Annotated in this window: 19 protein-coding genes; 2 read left to right on the top strand and 17 right to left on the bottom strand. The window is 59.9% G+C overall.

Annotated features, from left to right (window positions below; translation table 11 throughout):
- Nucleotides 1-32: 32 nt before the first annotated feature.
- From flhB to G5179_RS04800, 17 genes are all read right to left on the bottom strand, one after another.
- The gene (gene flhB, locus G5179_RS04880; RefSeq protein ID WP_421257980.1) at nt 33-1,163 is read right to left on the bottom strand and encodes a flagellar biosynthesis protein FlhB; all 1,131 of its coding nucleotides are present in this window, start codon (nt 1,161-1,163) and stop codon (nt 33-35) included.
- Complete coding sequence (gene fliR / locus G5179_RS04875; protein ID WP_216951808.1) at nt 1,156-1,953, bottom strand: flagellar biosynthetic protein FliR; 798 nt, start codon at nt 1,951-1,953, stop codon at nt 1,156-1,158. The genes flhB and fliR overlap by 8 nt, the downstream gene beginning before the upstream one ends.
- A complete protein-coding gene (fliQ, locus tag G5179_RS04870; protein ID WP_005334727.1) occupies nt 1,950-2,219 on the bottom strand; it encodes a flagellar biosynthesis protein FliQ in 270 nt (89 codons plus the stop codon). The genes fliR and fliQ overlap by 4 nt, the downstream gene beginning before the upstream one ends.
- 25 nt (nt 2,220-2,244) lie before the next feature.
- Nucleotides 2,245-3,018, bottom strand: coding sequence for a flagellar type III secretion system pore protein FliP (gene fliP, locus G5179_RS04865; protein ID WP_421209533.1), 774 nt, complete (start codon nt 3,016-3,018; stop codon nt 2,245-2,247).
- Nucleotides 3,005-3,385 (bottom strand): flagellar biosynthetic protein FliO, encoded by a 381-nt coding sequence (gene fliO / locus G5179_RS04860; protein WP_421209535.1) that lies wholly within the window; start codon nt 3,383-3,385, stop codon nt 3,005-3,007. Before fliO ends, fliP begins: the two co-directional genes overlap by 14 nt.
- Complete coding sequence (fliN, locus tag G5179_RS04855; RefSeq protein WP_005343964.1) at nt 3,382-3,774, bottom strand: flagellar motor switch protein FliN; 393 nt, start codon at nt 3,772-3,774, stop codon at nt 3,382-3,384. The genes fliO and fliN overlap by 4 nt, the downstream gene beginning before the upstream one ends.
- Before the next feature lie 49 nt (nt 3,775-3,823).
- Entirely contained in the window at nt 3,824-4,894 is a 1,071-nt protein-coding gene (gene fliM / locus G5179_RS04850) for a flagellar motor switch protein FliM (RefSeq protein ID WP_005343961.1), read from the bottom strand.
- A gap of 7 nt (nt 4,895-4,901) precedes the next feature.
- On the bottom strand, nt 4,902-5,417 hold the full coding sequence (gene fliL, locus G5179_RS04845) for a flagellar basal body-associated protein FliL (RefSeq protein ID WP_227341088.1): 516 nt from the start codon (nt 5,415-5,417) through the stop codon (nt 4,902-4,904).
- A 57-nt stretch (nt 5,418-5,474) separates the two neighbouring features.
- Nucleotides 5,475-7,409, bottom strand: a complete 1,935-nt coding sequence (locus G5179_RS04840; RefSeq protein ID WP_421257979.1) for a flagellar hook-length control protein FliK — start codon at nt 7,407-7,409, stop codon at nt 5,475-5,477.
- Nucleotides 7,410-7,476: 67 nt separating this feature from the next.
- Complete coding sequence (gene fliJ, locus G5179_RS04835) at nt 7,477-7,917, bottom strand: flagellar export protein FliJ (protein WP_216951813.1); 441 nt, start codon at nt 7,915-7,917, stop codon at nt 7,477-7,479.
- A 27-nt stretch (nt 7,918-7,944) separates the two neighbouring features.
- On the bottom strand, nt 7,945-9,276 hold the full coding sequence (gene fliI / locus G5179_RS04830; protein WP_421254383.1) for a flagellar protein export ATPase FliI: 1,332 nt from the start codon (nt 9,274-9,276) through the stop codon (nt 7,945-7,947).
- 52 nt (nt 9,277-9,328) lie between these two features.
- Nucleotides 9,329-10,147, bottom strand: coding sequence for a flagellar assembly protein FliH (gene fliH, locus G5179_RS04825; protein WP_216951815.1), 819 nt, complete (start codon nt 10,145-10,147; stop codon nt 9,329-9,331).
- Between the two features lie 68 nt (nt 10,148-10,215).
- Nucleotides 10,216-11,277 (bottom strand): flagellar motor switch protein FliG, encoded by a 1,062-nt coding sequence (gene fliG, locus G5179_RS04820; protein ID WP_216951816.1) that lies wholly within the window; start codon nt 11,275-11,277, stop codon nt 10,216-10,218.
- A complete protein-coding gene (gene fliF, locus G5179_RS04815; protein ID WP_266134068.1) occupies nt 11,270-12,976 on the bottom strand; it encodes a flagellar basal-body MS-ring/collar protein FliF in 1,707 nt (568 codons plus the stop codon). The genes fliG and fliF overlap by 8 nt, the downstream gene beginning before the upstream one ends.
- Nucleotides 12,977-13,021: 45 nt before the next feature.
- Nucleotides 13,022-13,339, bottom strand: coding sequence for a flagellar hook-basal body complex protein FliE (gene fliE / locus G5179_RS04810; RefSeq protein WP_042011636.1), 318 nt, complete (start codon nt 13,337-13,339; stop codon nt 13,022-13,024).
- Nucleotides 13,340-13,686: 347 nt separating this feature from the next.
- Nucleotides 13,687-16,791, bottom strand: a complete 3,105-nt coding sequence (locus G5179_RS04805; RefSeq protein WP_421257978.1) for an efflux RND transporter permease subunit — start codon at nt 16,789-16,791, stop codon at nt 13,687-13,689.
- The gene (locus G5179_RS04800) at nt 16,791-17,840 is read right to left on the bottom strand and encodes an efflux RND transporter periplasmic adaptor subunit (protein ID WP_421222773.1); all 1,050 of its coding nucleotides are present in this window, start codon (nt 17,838-17,840) and stop codon (nt 16,791-16,793) included. Before G5179_RS04800 ends, G5179_RS04805 begins: the two co-directional genes overlap by 1 nt.
- A 199-nt stretch (nt 17,841-18,039) precedes the next feature.
- On the opposite strand from G5179_RS04800, the gene G5179_RS04795 reads away from it, so the two are divergent.
- Both G5179_RS04795 and G5179_RS04790 read left to right on the top strand, forming a co-directional pair.
- Nucleotides 18,040-19,578: a sensor domain-containing diguanylate cyclase gene (locus G5179_RS04795; protein WP_421257977.1), complete on the top strand. Its 1,539-nt coding sequence runs from the start codon at nt 18,040-18,042 to the stop codon at nt 19,576-19,578.
- Nucleotides 19,579-19,623: 45 nt separating this feature from the next.
- On the top strand, nt 19,624-20,499 hold the full coding sequence (locus G5179_RS04790) for a patatin-like phospholipase family protein (protein ID WP_100654262.1): 876 nt from the start codon (nt 19,624-19,626) through the stop codon (nt 20,497-20,499).
- The last annotated feature ends 58 nt before the right edge of the window (nt 20,500-20,557 follow it).

The following is a 20,557-nucleotide window of genomic DNA, read 5'->3' as shown; positions in this document are numbered from 1 at the left end:
AATGAATTTATTTTGACAACGTCAGAACTTTGTCATTTGCGATATTCGGTCGGAATGGGCAGATCTTTAGCCAGCGGCTGAGGACGGCGCCCCTGGCCACGGCGGAATTTCTTGAGCTGGAAGACATAGGCCAGAACCTGGGCAACCGCCGCAAACAACCCTTCCGGGATCTCGTGGCCCAACTCGGTAGAGTGGTAGATAGCCCGGGTCAAGGCCGGTGACGGCATGATGGGTATCTCGTATTCTCTAGCTATCTCCCTGATCTTCATTGCAATTTCATCAGTTCCCTTGGCCAAGACCTTGGGCGCAGTACCGGGTTTGCCCGCATCATACTTGAGCGCTACCGAGTAGTGAGTCGGGTTGGTGATCACCACATCAGCCTTGGGTACATCCCCCATCATCCGGCGCATCGCCATCTGCATCTGCAACTGGCGGATCTTGCCCTTTACCTCGGGTTTACCCTCGCTATCCTTGAACTCGTCCTTCACCTCCTGCTTGGTCATCTTGAGCTGACGCATATGGTTCCATTTTTGGAACGGCACATCGATGGCCACAATAGGCAACAGGGCACAGCAAAGAATGATCAGCATCCACAAAAAAAGGTCGAGGGCATCTATAATCCCACCGGGGAATCCCTCCATGGAGAGGTTGAGCAGATGATCAAACTGGCTGGAGAGCATCCACCAGGCAAACAGGGTGATGAACACCACCTTGGCGATGGACTTGACCAGCTCAATCAGTGACTGCACCCCAAACATCCGCTTGAACCCGCTGATGGGGCTCATCTTGCTGAATTTCGGCATCATTGCTTCAGTGGAGAAGTTCATCCCCCCCATCAGGATATTGCCGATAAAAGCTGCAATAGCGACCAGAGCGAATAGCAATCCGAGCGGAAACACCAGTTCCCCCAGCAGCGCCGGCACCATGGCAACCATGGCATTGGGATCGAAAGCCTGCTCTCTGTTCAGCGTGAAGCCCATGGTCACCACCTTGAGCATGGCGTTCGCCAGGTAACCCTTGATAAACAGCAGGCCAAATACGGCTGACAACAGCACACTGGCTGTTCCCAGCTCCTTTGAACGTGCAATCTGCCCTTTTTCACGGGCCTGTTGCAGTCGTTTGCCCGTGGGTTGTTCGGTACGTTCCTGGTCGGTATCAGCCATTGACACCTCCGAAACATTGGGTGTCAATCAGCTCGCAACTGACCTCCTGCACCCGCTCCCACAAGGTGTCGAAATGGCCGAGGAACCCGCCGATCGTAAGCCAGAGGATAAGCAAACCCGACATCATGCTGACGGCAAAACCGATACTGAAAATATTGAGCTGGGGGGCTGCCCGGGTCATCACGCCAAAAGCGAAGTTGATAAGCAACAGCGCCACGATGGCAGAGAGGGCCATCACCAGCGAGGCCTGATACATGACCCCCAGGAACGCGCTCAGGGTTTGCATAGAAGAGAGTGACAGACCGCTATCGGAGATGGGTAGCGTCTCAAAACTGAGGATAACCAGGCGTAGCATCACCAGATGACCATCAAGCGCCAGAAATACCAGAGTCGCCAGCATCAGATAAAACTGACCGACCACAGGGGCCGACTGGCCATTCATCGGATCCACCAGGGTGGCAAAACCCAGACTGGTTTGCATGGCTATCACCTGCCCCGCCATCACGAAGCTTTCCATCAGAAACTGGGTCATCAACCCCAGCGCAATACCGATCAGCAGCTGCTGGCCCAAGACCAGAAAACTGCCGGCAGAGAAGAGCTCCACTGGGGGCATGGGAGGGAGCAGAGGAGCAACCAGAAACGTCACGGCTACCGCCAGCCCCAACCTGATCCGAGCGGCGACCAGCCGGCTGCCAAATACCGCCATCACCATGAAAAGGCTGCTTATTCTAGCCAGTGGCCAGAGAATGGACGACAACCACTCCATGATCAGAGCGGTGGTATAGGTCACCCCACCACCTCGGGAATTTGATTGACCATCAGGATGAAGAAGTCCATCAGACTCTGCATTCCCCAGTGAGCACCAATCCCTAGGGCCAAAAGGGTCACGATGAGACGGGGCAGAAAGCTCAAGGTCTGTTCGTTGATGGAGGTGGCGGCCTGAAAGATGGCTACCACCAACCCGATAGCAAGGCTGGGCAGGATCACGGCGCTGACCATGATATTGACCAGCCAGAGCGCCTCACGAAATACATCGACAAAGGTTTCTGGACTCATGTTCGGGCTCCTTGCATGGGACCGGTTAACCGGCACCCAGTCCGAAACTGTTGGCCAGCGAACCCAGGATCAGGTTCCAGCCATCCACCATCACAAACAGCATCAGTTTGAAAGGCAACGAGACGATCATCGGCGAGAGCATCATCATCCCCATCGCCATCAAGATACTGGCGACCACCAGATCGATGACCAGAAACGGCAAGAACAGCATAAAGCCAATCTGGAAGGCTGTTTTCAGTTCGCTGGTGACAAAGGCCGGGATCAGCACCCGCAGCGGCACATCGGCAGGCTTCTCCACCTGCACGTTGGCGATCTCCATAAAAGTATTGAGATCCTTGATCCGGGTCTGGGCCAGCATGAACTGGTGGATGGGCAATTCAGCCCGTTCCAGCGCCTCCTTGGCCTCAATGGTTTCGGCAAGATAGGGCTGCAGTGCCTCGTCATTTATGCGATCCAGCACAGGCGACATGATGAAGAACGACATGAACAGGGCTATGCCGATCAACACCTGATTGGAGGGGCTCTGTTGCAGACCGATCGCCTGACGCAAGATACCCAACACTATGATGATACGGGTAAACGAGGTCATCATGATGACCATTGCCGGCAGGAATGAAAGTGCCGTCATCAACGCCAGCACCTGCAGGGTCAGGCTGTACTCCTGAGAGCCATCCCCCATGGTCTTGACGGTCACTGCCGACATGCCGTCCTGCGCCAACGCAGGCCAGGCGCAAAGCAGCGAAATCAACAGGCTGGCCAGCAATCCGCTTTGCCACAACAAGCCGTTAGTTTTTTTCATGTTTGCCCATCAACTTACCCAGCTGCTGGGAAAATGCCTGCGGCTGCTGTTCGTCCAGCGGCTCCTCCAGCCGATAGAGAAAGTTGACCTGCTGCGGCGTTACGCCGACCAGCAGCTGCTGCTCACCCACCTTGACCACCAGCAACTTCTCCTTGTAGCCCACAGGCAGCGTAGCAATCACTCTCATCTGCCCGCCCCCCATGGCGGTGGCAATTTTGCTCTTCTTGAGCAAGAAACCCAGCACCAGAATAAGCCCGAGCACCATCAGGCTGGAGAGCAGCCAGGAACTCAGGCTGGGAGGGTTGGCGGCCCCCCCCACCTCGGCAAACACCGGCAATGGCAGCCACAACAGCAGCAGACGCATCATTTGAGTTTCTTAATCCGTTCAATCTGGCTGATGACGTCGGTCAGGCGAATACCGAACTTGTCGTTCACCACCACCACCTCGCCGTGAGCGATCAGGGTACCGTTAACCAGCACGTCGAGGGGCTCGCCCGCCACCCTATCCAGCTCCACGACCGAGCCCTGGTTGAGCTGCAGCAGGTTACGAATGCTAATCTGGCTGCGACCGACCTCCATCGAGATGGTGACCGGAATATCCAGAATGGTGTCAAGCTTGCGCCGCTCCTCGGCACTGATAGGGGCATCGTCCTTGAGCTCTTCCAGCGGGGCCGGTTTGGCTTCCGCCGTCACCTGCTCCTCCAGTGCTGCCGCCCAGGCATCAGCCATCAGATCCTCTTCCTCTGTTCCGCTCATCTTGTTTCCTTATGCCACTTCGTGACGATCAATAACTGCAAACCGTCGATTAACGCTGTTGTTCTTCGATGCTGCGCTCAAGCTCTTCAAGCTCGGCCTCACCATCGATACGTACACCACCCCGGGTCACCAGATGCATCTCGGTCTTGACCCCTTCCGGGCGCTTGAGCTTGTCGGTGATCTTGAGTGCCACATTCTCCTTGGTCCGCCCCATCTTGGCATGGAAGGTGGGCAAATCTTCCACGTAGACCAGCAAATGTTCGGGCATGTCGACCGGAATAATATCTCCCGGCTGCAGCTCCATCAGTTCACGCAGGGTGAGTTCGGTCTCCAGCAGTTTGGCCCTCAACTCGACCTTTACATCCATGATCTCGTCACGAAGTGCCTTGCTCCAGCGCACGTCTGTGTCACCCTTGTCACTCTGTACACCGGCATCGAGCAGTTCACGGATCGGCTCCAGCATGGAGTAGGGCATGGCCACGTGGAAATCGCCGCCGCCACCATCGAGTTCGATGTGAAACGAGCTCACCACAATCACTTCGGTCGGGCTGACGATGTTGGCCATCGCCGGGTTCACTTCAGAGTCGAGATACTCGAACCCTACGTCCATCACCGGCGCCCAGGCATCCTTGTAATCCTCAAACACCAGTTTGAGCAGCATCTGGATGATCCGTCGCTCGGTCGGCGTGAACTCGCGCCCCTCAATCTTGGCGTGGTAGCGCCCGTCACCACCGAAGAAGTTCTCCACCAGGATGAAAACCAGTCGTGCCTCCATGGTGATGAGTGCGGTTCCTTTCAATGGCCGGAAACGCACCATATTGAGGCTGGTCGGCACGAACAGGGTGTGAACATACTCACCAAACTTCAGCATCTGCACCCCGTTGATGGAGACCTCGGCGGTACGACGCATCATGTTGAACAGGCTGATCCGCATGTGGCGAGCAAAACGTTCGTTCACCAGCTCCAGGGTCGGCATCCGGCCACGGACGATGCGGTCCTGGGAAGAGAAGTCAAACTGGGCAACGCCGGGGTCTCCGGCACCGCCTATCTCTTCCTCTTCGACATCATCGACACCGTGCAAGAGGGCATCAATTTCGTCCTGACTTAACAGATCGCTCACGCTTCACCTACTGCATTACAAAGCCGGTAAACAGCACTTGTTCGATAACGGGGGAAGAGACCAGGTCCTTAAGCACCCGACGGCACTCTTCCAGTGAATCCTTGCGCAGCTTCTCCTTGCCTTCAAAGGTCATCAGCTGTTCGGCACTGGCTGCACTGAACACCCGCAGCAAGGTGCCTTCAATCAGGGGTATATTCTGTTTGGCCAGCGTCTCGTCGGCGGTGCCGCGCACCATCAGCTGGATCTTGATCTGCACCAGTCGATCCCGCTGGGCTCCCGCGACGTTGAAGACAAAGGGACGCGGCATCCCGACATAAAGGGATGGCTGGGGTGCTTCCACCTTGGGTTTGGCCTCAGCACCCTCCGCCGCTTCGGCAGGGGGGGTATCCGAGCCGGACAGCATAAGCCAGGCGCCAGCTCCACCACCGCCCAGCAAAATGACCGCCAGGGCAATGATAATAATCAGCTTCTTTTTCTTGCCCGCAGCCGGGTCTTTTAGCGTCAATTCGTTATCGTCAGCCATCCCTTGTCCACCCTAGTCTCAAACTTGTTCGATATCATAAACTTACTCGGGATTGCATCAAGCATAGAAATCTATTCCTGAACCGTTTGTCGATTCCACCGACAAATTGGGGTTGGTCGTAGTGACCTCCCCGTCAAGATGGCTATGACCGGAGTGTCCCTCTCCTGATTGTCCCTGCCCGGCAAACGCCGACTGACCCTGCTGTTGTTGCTGCGGTGACTGTTGTGACTGCTGCTGCACCTGGGTCTGGCCAAGCTGGATCCCCTGCCCCGCCAGCATTTCACGCAGACGGGGCATCGCCTGCTCCAGCATCTCACGGGTCTGTCCGTGCTGGACTACAAAATGGACGCTCGCCTGGCTGGATGCGTCGATCTGGATCTTGATCTTCATCTTGCCAAGGCCGATGGGGTCTAGCTGAAGCTCGGCCTGCTGCAGCTTGTCGGCCAGCATCAGGTTTACCTTCTGGTGCAATTCGGCGGGTGCTTCCTGACTAGACAGTTTCAAATGGGGTAAATTCTGCGGTTCACGGCGCAACGTGCCCTCAGCGGCGGGCGCCCGGCTGTCGGCCACCTGGGGCTGAGGCTGGCTGTTCTGGCCATGCTGTACAGTCTGGCTCTGGCTGCTCTCGCTGCTCGATGTCGTAGCGACAAGACTCTTCTCAGACTCACCGGCCTTCGGTTTTACCTCAAGCGAAACCGCTTTGCGCACCTCGTCGGTGCCCGTCACTTCCATCTGCCTGATCCCGGCTGAAATGCTCGACAGCGGTGCTTGCGGCCCCTGAGATTCGGACTGCGCCAACACCTGCTGCGGCGCCACCATCACGGGTGCGGCAGCGCTATCGGTCTGAGTCGTCACATTTGGCGTCACGCTGCTCTGGGCTGTGGCACTTTGCACTGTCGTCACTTGCGCCGCACCTGGATTGGAGGATGTGGTTGTCGCTGCCTGCTGTCCCCCCTCGGCGCTACTCTTATCAGCTCCCTTGCCAGCCCCATTAGCGATGCTCTCTACGGCAGTAGAAGTGGTTGAGCTACCCGCATCTGGTTGTTTGCCCCCCTCACCGAATGCCTTGAGCACCGCCCCCTGAGTCGCGGCTTGAGCAGCTTGTCCCTTGCCGGTCACGACGCTGCTGGCAGCGGGGTCGGATTTGCTGTCATCTCCCTCTTTCACTGCGGGTGACTCACCACTATTTGCCGCATTGGCGGACGCCTCAACCGGCAACACCCTGGCCAGTTGGGCCATCCGCTCAGCCCCCGTAAGGGGCTTGGTGAGCTTGCCATCTGCCCCGAGAGTTTCACCCTTGGCAGAGACTTTCTCCCCGGGCTGACCATCTTGGGTGGCGGCGGCATCCTTCCCCTCAGAAGTGTTGGGAGCGGAGGACAGTACGGCGGTCGAGGCGTCGCCCTGCTCAATCACTCCTCCTGCAGAGAGTGAAACCGGAGTTTCAAGGGAAGATTTACCAGTCGTAGCCAGAAGCGACTGCGCCCCGGACTGATCGGCAAGTTGGCGTACAGTCCTGACAGTTGCAGGGGACTGCTCGCTTTCATCAAGCGCAATCCCCTCCAGCGCACCCTCTTGCGGCAACGGATTGCCGTCTGCCGCAGTGGCGCTCTGTTGGGCCGCCACCGCCAGTTGGGGTGTCACTAGCGAGGTATCGAGCTTGAGGGAATCTTGCAGACGGAGCAGAAAGTCGGTGGCAGGAAGCTCCTCCGCCTTGTTGTCGGCGCCAGGCTCCTGCTCCTTGCTGGCCTCCTCTTTGGGAGAGGCGCCCTCGGTCGCCAAAGATTTGGCTGAACGGACATTTTTATCGCCCTGAGTAGCCTCGGCGGCGCCCTGTTCGCTGTTCCGGGCCTTGGCAATCAGAGTGGCGAAATCACCCTTGCTGTCGCGCCCCCCCAGATCGATGCCATTGCTCTCGACTGAGCTGCTCAGAGGCGCTTTGTCCAATCCGTTGGCCGCAGCCGAAGGCGTTTGTGTCAACACTGTCTGCATCATGATGGCATCCCTGAATTCTGGCGGCCCCCTACGAGATGGCCGCCGACAATGTCCAGATCAAAGCAAGTTACAGGCCAGATTGATGAAAACGCCGCAACATGGCGTACTCATCCAGCATCTTCTGCTCCTGACGCAGAGCTTTCTGCTGCTCGCGGCTCGCCTGCTTCTCCAGCAACAGCTCTACCGCCTTGCGTCGCTGCTGGGCAGCCAGCCACTCTCCACGACGTTGCTCCAGCGCCTGACGCACCTGCAGCACCCCTTCGTATTGCTGGGTCGCCGCCTGCTCAAGCTTGTTGATAAAGGCGTGATACTGGCTGTTTTGCTGGGGCGAAATCCCTTGTAAACCGCGATCGGTCCACTGCTGGTGGTAGATCTGGCGGTACTGGTTGAGGGCATTTTGCTGATCCATAAACAGCTTGAGATCCTGCTGCGCCTTCACCAGCGCCAGCGCACACTGCTGCTCTGCCTCAGCCAGCCGCTCTGCCAACAATAGCAACCCTTTACTCATAGTCGCCCCCTCTCTTCCCAACCGTCATCAACGCATCAAGGGCATCGCCACCATCTGCAAGGCTTGCAGGCCATCATCGTAGTGAATGACCTCGCGCATCCCCTGCTGCAAGAACTGATCCAGGTAGGGTTTTTGAATGATGGCGCGGTCGATGCGGGGGTCGGAACCCTGACTGTAGGCACCGATGGTGATGAGATCCCGGTTCTGCTGATAGAGGGAGTAAAACTGCTTGAGGGTGCGCGCCAACTCCATGTGCTCAGGTGAAGTGACCATGGGCATGACCCGGCTGATGGATTTCTCGATGTCAATGGCCGGATAGTGGCCTGCATCGGCCAGATCGCGCGACAGAACTATGTGGCCATCGAGGATCGCCCGCGCCGCATCGGCAATGGGATCTTGCAGGTCATCCCCCTCGGTCAGTACGGTGAAGAAGGCGGTGATGGAGCCCTGGCCGTCGCTGCCGTTACCAGCCCGCTCTACCAGCGCCGGTAATTTGGCAAATACCGACGGTGGATAGCCCTTGGTCGCTGGCGGCTCGCCCACCGCCAGTGCGATTTCCCGCTGAGCCTGGGCGTAACGGGTCAGCGAATCCATCAAGAGCAGCACATTGAGCCCCTGATCGCGAAAATACTCGGCAATGGCCAGCGCCGTTTCACACCCCTTGAGCCGCATCAGCGGCGAAGCATCGGCGGGAGCGGCCACCACCACGGAGCGGGCTCGCCCTTCCTCTCCCAAAATGTCCTCGATAAACTCTTTCACCTCACGGCCCCGTTCACCGATGAGGCCGACCACCACCACATCCGCCACCGAGCCACGGGTCATCATACCCAGCAGCACGGATTTACCGACACCGGAACCGGCAAACAGCCCCATCCGCTGGCCCTGACCCACCGTCAGCACGGCGTTGATGGCGCGCACCCCCACGTCCATCGGCTGATGGATCGGGCGACGAGAGAGCGGGTTGATGCGATGCTGGGCAAACTGCACGGTCTGGGAGGAGAAAATGGGGCCGAGCCCATCGAGTGGCTGGCCGATGCCGTCGATGACCCGACCGAGAAGATTCATACCGACCGGAATACCATGCTCTTCGGTGATGGGCACCACCCGAGCACCGGGAATGACCCCCTTGAGCTGCTCGCTCGGCATAAGATAGAGGCGATCGCCAGAGAAGCCGACCACCTCAGCCTCCAGCGTCCCATCAAGGGTATCGATACGGCAGAGGGCACCGATGGCGGCACGGCAGCCGATGGCTTCGAGGGTCAGCCCCACCACCCGGGTCAATTTACCGGCGACCGGCGGTTTGGGGGCGCTGTCGCGTACCTTGTACCCTTGCAACCGGTTCAGTAGCGAGCCGCTCATCTGGCCTCCTGAGAGCTAAAAAGTGCAGCCGGACGGTAACGTCCGGCATCGGTTATGGGCGTGGATCCTGCGAGGCCGGTTTCTGCGACGCATTGTCCCGCAAGAAGTTGCGCAGCAGCTGATCGATGCGCCCGGAGAGGGTCAGATCGATGCTGGAGAGCTCGGTGACCAGTTGCAGATCGCCGGGGGAGAGGGTGGGATCACTCTGCAGTCGCCAGTGCCGCTTGGCGCACTCGTCGGCGCCAAATGCCTGCTCGATTCGCGTGATGTCATCGGGATGCAGCATCAGAGTCACCCCCTGCTCGGCGGCAGGCAGCAACGCCAGCCCCTCCTTGAGCGCCTCCAGCAGGATGCGGGGCGAGGTCTCTGCTTCATGGCGAATGAGCGCGCGGGCCAGTTGCATCACCAGCGAGACCAGTTGCTGCTCTACCGCCAGATCCAGCGCGCTCAGGGGATTGGCAAGGCGTGCGGCGAGACCCTGCCAGTGGGCGATCTCCTGCTCCACCAGATCGCGCCCCATGGCCAGCCCCTCCTCGCGCCCCTGTTCGAGACCTGCAGCATGACCCTGTTGCAATCCTTCCAGCTTGCCCTCTTCGAGCCCCTTGGCAAAACCGGCCTCGCGCCCTTCGGTCAGTCCCTCTTCCCAGGCGGCCTGACGGATCGCTTCGAGCTCTTCGGCGGTGATGCTGGGGGTCGGCTCCTGCTCGGGTTCCGGCTCCACCACCTCCTCTTCCTGCTGATACCAGTCAGGTGCAAGACCGAGCGCATTGGTCTCGGCCTCAGCCACCACGTCCATTTCGGGCCAGCCCCAGGCCTCTACCCGGGTCTCTTCCCCTTCAGGCCGCACATAACCACGCAGCTTGTTGTTCATCTATTCGCGCCGCTCCTTGCCAAGACAACATACTGGGCGGCAGACAGGTTACATGAGTTGGCCATGGTTTAGAGGAACTCCTCGCCACCGCCGGAACCCAGCATGATCTCGCCGGCATCCGCCAGACGGCGGGCGATGGAGAGGATCTCCTTCTGGGCAGCCTCCACCTCGGAGACCCGGATCGGCCCCATGGCCTCCAGATCGTCTGCCAGCATTTCTGCCGCCCGTTTCGACATGTTCTTGAAGATCTTCTCGCGCATCTGATCGTCGGACCCCTTGAGGGCGCGCTGCAACAGATCCCCAGGCACTTCCCGCAGCAGAGTCTGGATACCGCGATCGTCCACATCGATGAGGTTTTCGAACACGAACATCAAATCCTGGATCTGCTGGCTCATCTCTTCGTCCGACTCGCGGATGGAGTCCATCAACTGGCCTTCGATATTGGTATCCAGATAGTTCATGATGTTGGCGGCTGCCTTCAGGCCGCCCATCTTGGCTGCCTGGGCACCGGCCGCACCGGCGAACTGTTTCTCCATGATGTCGTTCAACTCTTGCAGTGCCGCCGGTTGTACCTCTTCGAGGTTGGCGATACGCATCACCAGATCGAGGCGCACCTGCTCCGGGAACTGGCTCAGGATCTCGGCGGACTGCTCCGGCTCCAGATAGGAGAGCACTATGGTCTGGATCTGCGGGTGTTCGTTCTGGATGATGCTGGCCACCTGACGGGCATCCATCCACTTGAGCGAATCGAGGCCACGGGCGCCGGAACCGAGAATGATCTGGTCCACCAGATTGCTCGCCTTGTCCTCGCCAAGGGCCGCCACCAACGCCTTGCGCACAAAGTCTTCACTACCGATACCTATGTTGGTGTACTTCTGGATATCGTCGATGAATTGACGGTGCACCGCCGCCACCCGATCGTGACTGAAATCGGACATGGAGGCCATCGACATACCGAGCCGCTGCACCTGCTTGGGTTCGAGATGGCGGAAGATCTGGGCGGCATCCTCTTCGTTGAGGCTCAACATCAATACAGCCGCCATCTCCATACCGGACATCTGATCCAGCAACTGGCGCTGGCTGTCGGTAATGTCGTTGCCGGTCACCTGGCTTTTAGTTTCTTCAGGCATCTTTGGTTACCCACTCTTTAATGACCTGAGCGGCCAGATCCGGTTCGTTCGCCACCAGCGCACGCACCGCCTTGAGCAAATCTTCGTCACGGTGCAGATCCGGCAGTTTCAGCTGACCATCGCGCACCCCGAATACCTGCTCTCCCTCAACCTGGGCTGCCAGCAAGCTGAGCTCGTCGTCACCCCCCAATACGGTGTGGTTGTCAAAGTCAACTTCCCCTTCCGGCTTGGCATCCGGATAGAGCAACCGCTTGAGCATGGGGCGAACCACGGTGACGATCAAGACAATAATCACCAGTACCGAGGCGGCAATCCGTACCGCACGCCAGAACCAGGGCTGATCGTAGAGCGGCACCTCGGCCACGGTATCAAGCTCGGGACGATTGAACGGAATGGCGACCACCTCGAGGGTATCACCACGGGTCACATCAAAGCCAAGGCCACCGCTCAGCAAACGGCGCAGGGTATCGAGTTCCGCCTGGGTGCGCGCTTCGCGGGTCACAGCCCCGTCGGCACCGGGCACCGCCTTGTAATCCACCGCGACCGAGACGGTCATGCGGCGAATGCCCCCCATCTGACGCCGGGTATGGCTGACGGTGGTATCCAGTTCGAAGTTGCGGGTCGCCTCTTTGCGAGAACGCCCCGAGGCAGCAGCGCTGGCCCCATCACCGCCAGTGGCCTGTTCAGGAATATTGGACGCGGCAGGGGGCTGGTTGCTGAGAGCCCCCGGCACTCCGCCATTGCTGCCGCCGGAGCTGTTCTCTTCCAACGTCATCTCGGAGCGCACTGCAGGCAGATCCGGGTTGTAGGTTTTGCGGGTCTGCTCCTGCTGGGAGAAGTCGAGGGAGAGATCCACTTCCGCCGTATAATTGTCGGCGCCAAGCACCGGGATCAGAATGGCGTCAATTTTTTGCTTGTACTCCAGCTCCTGCTTCTGTTGCATCGCAAATTCCTTGCGCGTCTGGGCAGAGACGGGATCCTGGGAGCCGGAATTAAGCAGGCGGCCATTCTGGTCGGTGACGGTGACACGAGTCGGCTCCAGGCCATGTACCGCAGAGGCCACCATATCGACGATGGAGTCCACCTCCCCCTGCCCCAGTGCCGCCCCTTTCAGGTTGAGTACCACGGTAGCACTGGGCTTGCGCTCGTTGCGGGCAAAGACGTTATCTTTGGGGATGGCCAGCAGCACCTGGGCCTTGGCCACATTCTGGAACTGTTCAATGGCGCTCGCCAACTGGCGCTCGCGACTCAACTTGAGGCGCTCGGCCTCCATCCGCTGGCTGACACCGAAACTGGAGTCCTTGAGCAGAATATCCTCTCCACCATTGGCTACATCGGCCGCATTGGTGAGGCCGGCCCGGGTCAGTGCCAACCGGATACTGGCAAAGTTCTCGGCACTGACCAGCACGCTCTTGCCATCGACCTCATAGGGGATCTTCTGCTGATCGAGAAAGTCGAGGGTCTTGACCAGCTCCTGAGTGGTATAGGTGCCAAGAGGGCGCATATCCGGCTCCTTGCCCCACAGCAGGATGAAGACGGCGATGGCCAGGCAGATGGCAAGCCCCAGGATCAGAGTGATCTGGCGCAGTACATCGGTATTGGACAAGAATCCCAGTGCCGAGCTCTTCTGCTCGTTGGCATCGAGGGCGGCGGTGCCCTCATCGTTTATCAGCAGATCGCCATTTTGGTCAGTAGCCACGATTTATGTCCTTATTGCTGACATGTCATGATGCACGGTCATCGCTCAGACCGGCATATTCATGATGGTTTTGTAGGCATCAACCATCTTGTTGCGCACTTGCACCGTCGCCTCAAAGGCGATGGAGGATTTTTGGCCCGCGATCATCACCTCGGCCAGATCCACCGACTTGTCGCCCATATCGAAACGGGTGCGCAGATCATTGGCTGCGCCCTGCAACTCGTTGACGTTACCGAGCGCCTGCTGCAACAGCAGGCCAAAATCGGAGGTCACCTGACGGCCAGGCTGTGACAGCGGGGTTGCACCGGCCTCTACCTTGAGAGCCTGCATCTCTTGCATCAGGCTGCTTGCACTAATTTCCATTTTCTGTCCCCAGACAAATCATTGACGCTGACGGACCAAAAGCAATAAAAGTGCCAATTAGGTAAAAACGATCTCAAGCCGCAGAAATGGAGGGGAAAAAGAGATGATGAGGGGGATCGGGGAATAGGCCGCTTCACGCACGGCACGGCTCCGTAACCGGCCACACCGTAGAACCGTGATGTTTGTCGAGCCACTTGACCAGTGGTTTGTTGTGAAGATTAACCACTCGACGGGCTATCAGTCCGGGGGGATGGCGCGTGCAGAGCCGGCTATCGGGCTCTGCACGCTTGCGGGTGCGGACTGATACGCTCCGCGGCCCCAGTCAAAGCTGGCATCGGACACTGCCGTTATGGCTCAGAAGTGTCCCCCCTGGCGGCCAGCGCCTCATCTACCTGCTGATCCCGCTGCCCGGTCATGCTGGCGTGACGGGCGATCAGGTGGTAGGTGGCGGGCACCACCAGCAGGGTAACCAGGGTCGCCAGGGAGAGACCGAAGAAGACCACGGTCCCCACCGCCATCCGGCTCTCGTAGCCAGCCCCCATGGAGAGCATCAGCGGCACAGCGCCGATGATGGCGGTGAGCGAGGTCATCAAGATCGGCCGCAGACGGCGCACCGAACCCGCGATGATCGCCTCTTCGAATCCTTCACCGCGCTGACGCAACTGGTTGATGAACTCGACGATGAGAATACCGTTCTTGGTCACCATGCCGATCAGCATGATCATCCCGATCTGGCTGTAGATGCTCATCTCCTGCCCCGTCAACCAGAGGCCAAGTAGACCGCCGAAGATGCCGAGCGGCACCGTCATCATCACCACAGTCGGGGTGAGGGTGCTCTCGAACTGGGCCACCAGCACCAGATAGACCACCAGCAGGGCGAGGCCGAAGACCATCGCCATCTCCCCCTGATTGTCGCGGTAATCCTTGGAGTCACCGGCGTAATCCACCGTCATACCGCTCGGCAGATGCTCGTTGGCCCAGCCATCGAGGAAGTCGAGCGCCTCGCCCAGAGTGTGATCCGGTGCCACATCGGCGGTCAGGGTCACCGCCTTCTGGCGTTGATAGTGGTTGAGGCGGTTGGCGGTCGCCACCTGCTTGACGGTCGCCAGCGTCGAAAGGCTCACCATCTCGCCATTGGCCGCCTTCAGGTAGATGCGGCCGAGATCCGAGATGCCGTTGAACTCCTTCTGGTTGGCGCGCAGGTAGACGTCATACTCCTCGCCCCTGTCCACATAGGTGGTCTTGCTCACCCCGCCCAGCATCGCCTGCAGAGTGCTGGCAACGGTGGAGACCGGTATGCCGAGCTGGCTGGCGCTGTCACGTGAGACGGTCACCTGCAGCTCCGGCGTTTTCTCGGCGTAGTCGAGATCCGGGCTTATCATCAGGCCGCTCGCCTGCGCCGCTTTTTGCAGCGCCAGCCCCTGCTGGTAGAGCTCGGCATAGTCGTTGCCCTGCAGCACGAACTGCACCGCAGCGGTAGAGCCGCCACGAAAGCCTGGCTGGAAGGTGCGGATCATCACGTCGGGAATAACCGACAGCTTGGCCCCGAGCGAGCGGGAGAACTGGGTGGCGGTGATGTCGCGCTCGGCCCAGTCGGTGAGCTGGATAATCACCATACCGGTCTGATCACCGCCGCGGCCAAAGGCGGGGGTACTGAAGCTCATCGCCTTGACCACCCCCTGGCCCAACATCGGCATGATGGTCGATTCTACCTGCTGCATGTTGCGCTTCATCCGCTCGATGCTGGTCCCCTCCGCCCCCTTGACGAAGACGAAGACCACACCGCGATCCTCGGTCGGGGTGAGACTGCTAGGCAGCTGGGTAAAGAGGGCACCGATACCGGCCAGACAGAGCAGCAGCGCCAGCGGCATCCAGCGGGAGCGACGCAGCAGCCCCTGCAGCAGGTGACGATAGTGCCCCTCCATCCGGCCCAAAGCGCGATCGAGGGCCGCCGTCAGCCGGTTCGGCTTGTCGAGCGGGCGCATCAGCCAGGAGCCCATGGCCGGGGTGAGGGTCAGCGCCACCAGCGAGGAGCAGAGCACCGCCAACGAAAGCAACATCGCAAACTCGGTAAAGAGCCTGCCCACCATACCATCCATAAAAGCGATGGGAATAAAGACCATTACCAGCACGGCGGTGGTAGCGATGACCGCAAAGCCCACCTCGCGGGTGCCGTGCCAGGCCGCCAGCAGGGGGGGCTCACCCCGCTGCAGATGGTGGTGAATGTTCTCCACCACCACGATGGCATCATCCACCACCAGACCGATGGCGAGAATAAGCGCCAGCAGGGTGATGAGGTTGATGGAAAAACCGAGATACCAGGCGCCGATAAAGGCGGAGATGAGCGACACCGGGACCGTGATGGCCGGAATGAGTGTGGTGCGCCCCTGCCCGAGGAACAGATAGAGCACTGCCACCACCAGCACGGCACAGATGGCCAGTGTTTCATATACCTCGTCGATGGCCTGCTTGATAAAGATGGTGGAGTCGTAGTCAACCTCAAGGGTGGCCCCCTCCGGCAGGAAGCGCTGCATCTCCACCAGCTTCTTCTCCACCCCCTGTGCCACCGCCAGCGGGTTGGCGGTGGACTGGGCGACGATGCCGATACCCAGACTCTCGCGGCCATTGCGCTGGTAGGCACTGTCTTCGTTCTTGGCTCCCACCTCCACATCAGCAATATCGGCCAGATAGACACTCTGACCGTTGGTCGCGGTACGGACCTGCAACTGCTGGAAATCTTCGGCGGTGTGGTAGAGCCGGGCAATCTGCACCGACATGGTCATGGAGTTGTTGCGGATCTCGCCACCCGGCAGCTCGATGTTCTCGCGCTTGAGGGCATCCTGCACATCCGCCACCGTCACGCCGCGGGCCGCCATATCGGTCGGCCTCAACCGCACATACATCACCTGGGTCAGATCGCCGGAGAGCGCCACTTCACTCACCCCATCCACCAGGCTCAAGGGGTCGACCAGCACCCGGTTGGCGTAGTCGGTCATGGCGGTGCGATCCATCTGGCTGCTGCTGAAGTTGAGCCAGATCGCCACGTCACCGCTGCCGCTATCCTTGGTCACCAGCGGTTCGTCGGCATCCTCCGGCAGCTTGCTCTTGGCGCGAGTCAGGGCGTCGCGCACATCGGAGACCCCCTCCACCATGTTCCAGCCAAGCTTGAACTCCACCGTGATCATCGAGCGCCCCTTGCGGGTCACCGAGTTGATATTCTTGATACCGCTGATGCCGGAGAGCTGATCCTCGATGGGCTTGGTGACCTGACTCTCCATCACTGCGGGAGCCGCTCCCTCATAGGTGGTGGTGATGGAGACCGACGGGATCTGCACGTCCGGCATCTCCCGCACCGTCAATTTGCTAAAAGCGACCAGACCGAACACGCTGAGCAGGGCGCTGAGCACCACCGCCACCAGCGGTCGGCGTACTGAGATATCGGAGAGCCACATCAGCCATTCACCTCCGCCAGATCGTGCACCTTGGCACCATCACGCAAGTTGACCAGCCCCTCGACCACGATGCGATCGCCGACTTTCAGCCCCTCGGTAACCCAGACAGTCTCACCCTCGGTCTCGCCGAGCACCACTGGCACCCGCTTGACCCGGCCATCGGCCTCGAGGCGATAGACGAAACGCTGCTCGCCGGCGTACTCCACCGACTGGGCAGGGATCAGAGTGAGCTGGCGGGAGGGGAGCAAGAGCTCCACGTTGAGCAGCATGCCCGGGCGCAACTGGCCGTTATTATTGGGTAACTCGACCCTCGCCTTGATGTTCTGGGTCTCGTTGGAGATACGGCTATCGAGGGTGGTGAGGGTGCCGTTAAAGCGCTGATCCGGCCAGGCTGCGCTGGTCGCTGTCACCGCCATGCCGGGGCGCAGCAGGGAAAGGTAGCGCTCCGGCACTGCCAGATCGAGGCGCAGGGTGTCGATATCGTCGAGGTGCAGCAGGGTATCGCCGCTATTGACCAGGGCCCCTTCGCTCAAATCAATCAGGCTCACGGTACCGGCAAAGGGAGCGGTGAGAGTGCGCAGGGAGAGTTCGTAACGGGCGGCATCGACCCGCGCCTGCACCTGATCAACGGTGGCCTCCTGCCCCTCCAGCACCGACTGGGTGACGGCTCCACGGGCGACCAGCTTGCGCATTTCGGTCAGCTTGCGATTCTCGTCGCGCAGACTGGCACTCTGCTCGGCCAGCTCCGCCTGTTGCTTGCCCGCATCCAGCGCGACCAGCGTATCGCCCTTGTTGACCTGCTGACCCGACTGCACCGCAATCTTGACCAGGCGCCCGGTCACCTCGGGAGTGATCACCACCGAGTGGTTGGCCGCCAGTTTACCTACCAGCTTGAGAGTCGGCTCGGCCAGACTCTGCTCGACGGTCTGGGTACGAATATTTATCTCGCGGGAAGGGGCTTTGGCTGCTGGTTGCAAGTGGCCAACCGCCCACCAGATGGCCGCTACCAGAGAGAGCAGGCCGAGGCCAATCCAGATACGCATTTTCATCAAACAATCCATGAAGTGTTAAGAAGGGGGAATCTGAGTGGGGGCCATTTTAGCCCCAGACTATGCCGTGACTATGTATAAATGTGACAAAACGTAACAGGTGCATGGTGAACTCACCCGGTTTCAGGTAGTTCAGTTTGTTTTCACACCACATCGCATACACTAACGACAATTTCCTTCGCAACCCGACTGACTGCCTATGCCCAACATGTCTGGCCACCGTTTTCTCACACGCCTGACCTGGCTCCTGTTCGCCGTGGTCATCCTGCTGATTGGTTTGACTTTGTGGCAAAGCCTGAAACAGATTGAACGCCTCTATCAAAGCGATACCCTCAACAGTGCCATCTACCTGCGGGATCGGTTCAAACGGACCGAAGTATTTCTGGAGGCGATGCGCGGGCAGGCTGAGGAGCGACTGCGCAGCGACCCCCAGTCGGTGCTCACCCGCCAGCTCTATCGCCATATCGAGGCGCTGCCAGAGGGGCTGGCTCTCGACAAGCTCCCCGGTGATTTGCCGGCCGGACTGGCAGGCAACCTCACCGGTGATGGCCCGCTGCCGCCCCCCGGCAGCGAGCGTGAGGCACGCATTCATCTGGCCCTGAGCCTCTCCCCCTTGCTTGCCACCGCCAGCCAGCGCCTTGGCAACGAGATCGCCTGGGTCTACTTCACCGGTGTGGACAACTTTATCTATCTCTACCCTTGGCAACCCTCCAGCTGGTTTCGCTTTTATCCCACCATCTACCAGAAGAGCTTCTGGCAAGATGCGCTGCACAGCACCAATCCGGACAAGAAGACCGTTCTCTCGCGCCCCTATGAGGACTTTATCGGGCGCGGCCCCATGGTCACCATGTCCCAGCCCCTCTACAAAGAGGGAACTCTGGTGGGAATGATCAACATGGATGTGCTGCTCGCCCGCCTGCAGCAGCAGCTCGATCAGATGACCCCGGCGCTGGGGGAATATCTGCTGCTCAATCAGTACCACCAGGTGCTGGCCAGCAGCGCGCGCCAACCCGTGGCGCCGCAAAACACCGAACCGACCGGCGAATATCAATGGCGGCAAGGCACATTGCAGCTGACCATGGCAATCCCAGATACCCCGTTGCGACTGGTGCACAACGTCACCCTGCTGCCGCTGGTGTGGGCCATGCTCTGCCAGTCCACGCCGACCCTGCTCGCCATCCTCTTTATGCTGCTGGCCGCCCTCTCCAACCTGAGATCCCATCGCCTCAACCAACGGCTCAATTACCTCTCCTGCCACGATGCCCTCACCGGCGCCTTCAACCGCCACTATCTGGTGCTGCTGGAGCAGGCGGGAGAGCTGGCCCGGTTGCAAGCGGGGATCCTGATGTTCGATGCGGATCACTTCAAACGGGTCAATGACAACTTCGGCCATGCAGTCGGCGATATCGTGCTGATCCGGCTGGTGCAGGTCTGCCAGCAGCAACTTAGGCCCACAGATCGCCTGATCCGCTGGGGGGGCGAAGAGTTTCTGCTGCTGATTGGCCGCGCAGATGCAACGCAGCTCGGCGAGCTGGCGGAGCGGCTGAGAAAGGCGGTGGCAGATCACGACTGGGCCGCCATCGAACCCAGGCTGGAAGTCACCATCAGCCTCGGCTATCTGCCCCACCAGGAGAACCTTCCCCTGCACGAAGCGGTGCGCCGCGCCGATGTGGCGCTCTATCAGGCCAAGGCCAACGGTCGCAACCGCAGCGAAAGATGGCAGGGTGACGCCTCCTGACTCTCGGAGTAAGCTGACCCCTCAACCCCTTTTTGGAGGACTGTCGTGCCACGTAAACCCCGCGTAGGGCTCGCTCTCGGGAGCGGCGCCGCCAGAGGATGGGCCCATATCGGCGTCATCCGCGCCCTTGAACGTCTCGGCATCAAACCGGATTTGATCGCTGGCTGCTCCATCGGCAGCTTTGTCGGTGCCGCCTATGCCGCCGGTGAACTGGATCGGCTGGAAACCTGGGTGCGCGGCTTTACCCGCCTGCAGGTGGTCAGCCTGCTCGACCCGGCCCTCTCCGGCGGTCTGTTTCGCGGCGAAAAGGTGTTTGGTCTTGCCGCCAGCCATCTGGGGGATCCCGATCTCGAGAGCCTGCCCATCCCCTTCGCCTGCATCGCCACCGAGCTCGATACCGGCCGCGAGATCTGGCTGCAACAGGGCCCGCTGCGCCAGTCGGTGCGCGCCTCCTGTGGTATGCCGGGGATCCTAACCCCGACCCGGATCAACGACCGCTGGCTGGTCGATGGCGCCGTGGTCAATCCGGTGCCCATCTCGCTGGCCCGCGCCATGGGGGCCGAGGTGGTGATTGCGGTCAACCTCAACACCGATATGCACCAACCCTGGACCGACGAGCCGGATCAACCCGGCAGCGGCGGTCTGCTCAGCCAGTGGCTCAATCGCGGTGAATCCGCGCCAGCCACCCCCGGTCTGTGGAGCGTGATGAGTGGCTCCATCAACATCATGCAGGAGCGGATCACCCGCGCCCGGATGGCCGGTGACCCGCCGGAGATCCAGCTCTGCCCGCGCCTTGGCAGCTTCTCCATCATGGATTTTCATCGCGCCAGCGATGCTATCAACGAGGGGGAAGCCTGTGTCGAGCGCAATCTCGATCAGCTCAAGGATGAACTGGGCCGCCTCGGGTTGCTGGGCAGTTAGTTGTCGACATGCAGCGGTTTACACATGGAAAAAGCGCCATTCGGCGCTTTTTTTTCAA

The organism is Aeromonas sp. 600886, from assembly GCF_049174935.1.
Classification (GTDB): domain Bacteria; phylum Pseudomonadota; class Gammaproteobacteria; order Enterobacterales; family Aeromonadaceae; genus Aeromonas; species Aeromonas veronii_A.
This window is presented reverse-complemented; position numbering and strand designations above follow the sequence as displayed.

What these genes read in the sequence shown, in the direction of transcription:
- fliO (WP_421209535.1), bottom strand. Translation starts at nt 3,385, where the DNA reads ATGATGCGTCTGCTGCTGTTGTGGCTGCCATTGCCGGTGTTTGCCGAG.
- G5179_RS04840 (WP_421257979.1), bottom strand. Translation starts at nt 7,409, where the DNA reads ATGATGCAGACAGTGTTGACACAAACGCCTTCGGCTGCGGCCAACGGA.
- fliJ (WP_216951813.1), bottom strand. Translation starts at nt 7,917, where the DNA reads ATGAGTAAAGGGTTGCTATTGTTGGCAGAGCGGCTGGCTGAGGCAGAG.
- fliE (WP_042011636.1), bottom strand. Translation starts at nt 13,339, where the DNA reads ATGGAAATTAGTGCAAGCAGCCTGATGCAAGAGATGCAGGCTCTCAAG.
- fliI (WP_421254383.1), bottom strand. Translation starts at nt 9,276, where the DNA reads ATGAGCGGCTCGCTACTGAACCGGTTGCAAGGGTACAAGGTACGCGAC.
- fliH (WP_216951815.1), bottom strand. Translation starts at nt 10,147, where the DNA reads ATGAACAACAAGCTGCGTGGTTATGTGCGGCCTGAAGGGGAAGAGACC.
- fliQ (WP_005334727.1), bottom strand. Translation starts at nt 2,219, where the DNA reads ATGAGTCCAGAAACCTTTGTCGATGTATTTCGTGAGGCGCTCTGGCTG.
- fliG (WP_216951816.1), bottom strand. Translation starts at nt 11,277, where the DNA reads ATGCCTGAAGAAACTAAAAGCCAGGTGACCGGCAACGACATTACCGAC.
- G5179_RS04800 (WP_421222773.1), bottom strand. Translation starts at nt 17,840, where the DNA reads ATGAAAATGCGTATCTGGATTGGCCTCGGCCTGCTCTCTCTGGTAGCG.
- fliL (WP_227341088.1), bottom strand. Translation starts at nt 5,417, where the DNA reads ATGGCTGACGATAACGAATTGACGCTAAAAGACCCGGCTGCGGGCAAG.
- G5179_RS04795 (WP_421257977.1), top strand. Translation starts at nt 18,040, where the DNA reads ATGCCCAACATGTCTGGCCACCGTTTTCTCACACGCCTGACCTGGCTC.
- G5179_RS04805 (WP_421257978.1), bottom strand. Translation starts at nt 16,791, where the DNA reads ATGTGGCTCTCCGATATCTCAGTACGCCGACCGCTGGTGGCGGTGGTG.
- flhB (WP_421257980.1), bottom strand. Translation starts at nt 1,163, where the DNA reads ATGGCTGATACCGACCAGGAACGTACCGAACAACCCACGGGCAAACGA.
- fliP (WP_421209533.1), bottom strand. Translation starts at nt 3,018, where the DNA reads ATGAAAAAAACTAACGGCTTGTTGTGGCAAAGCGGATTGCTGGCCAGC.
- fliN (WP_005343964.1), bottom strand. Translation starts at nt 3,774, where the DNA reads ATGAGCGGAACAGAGGAAGAGGATCTGATGGCTGATGCCTGGGCGGCA.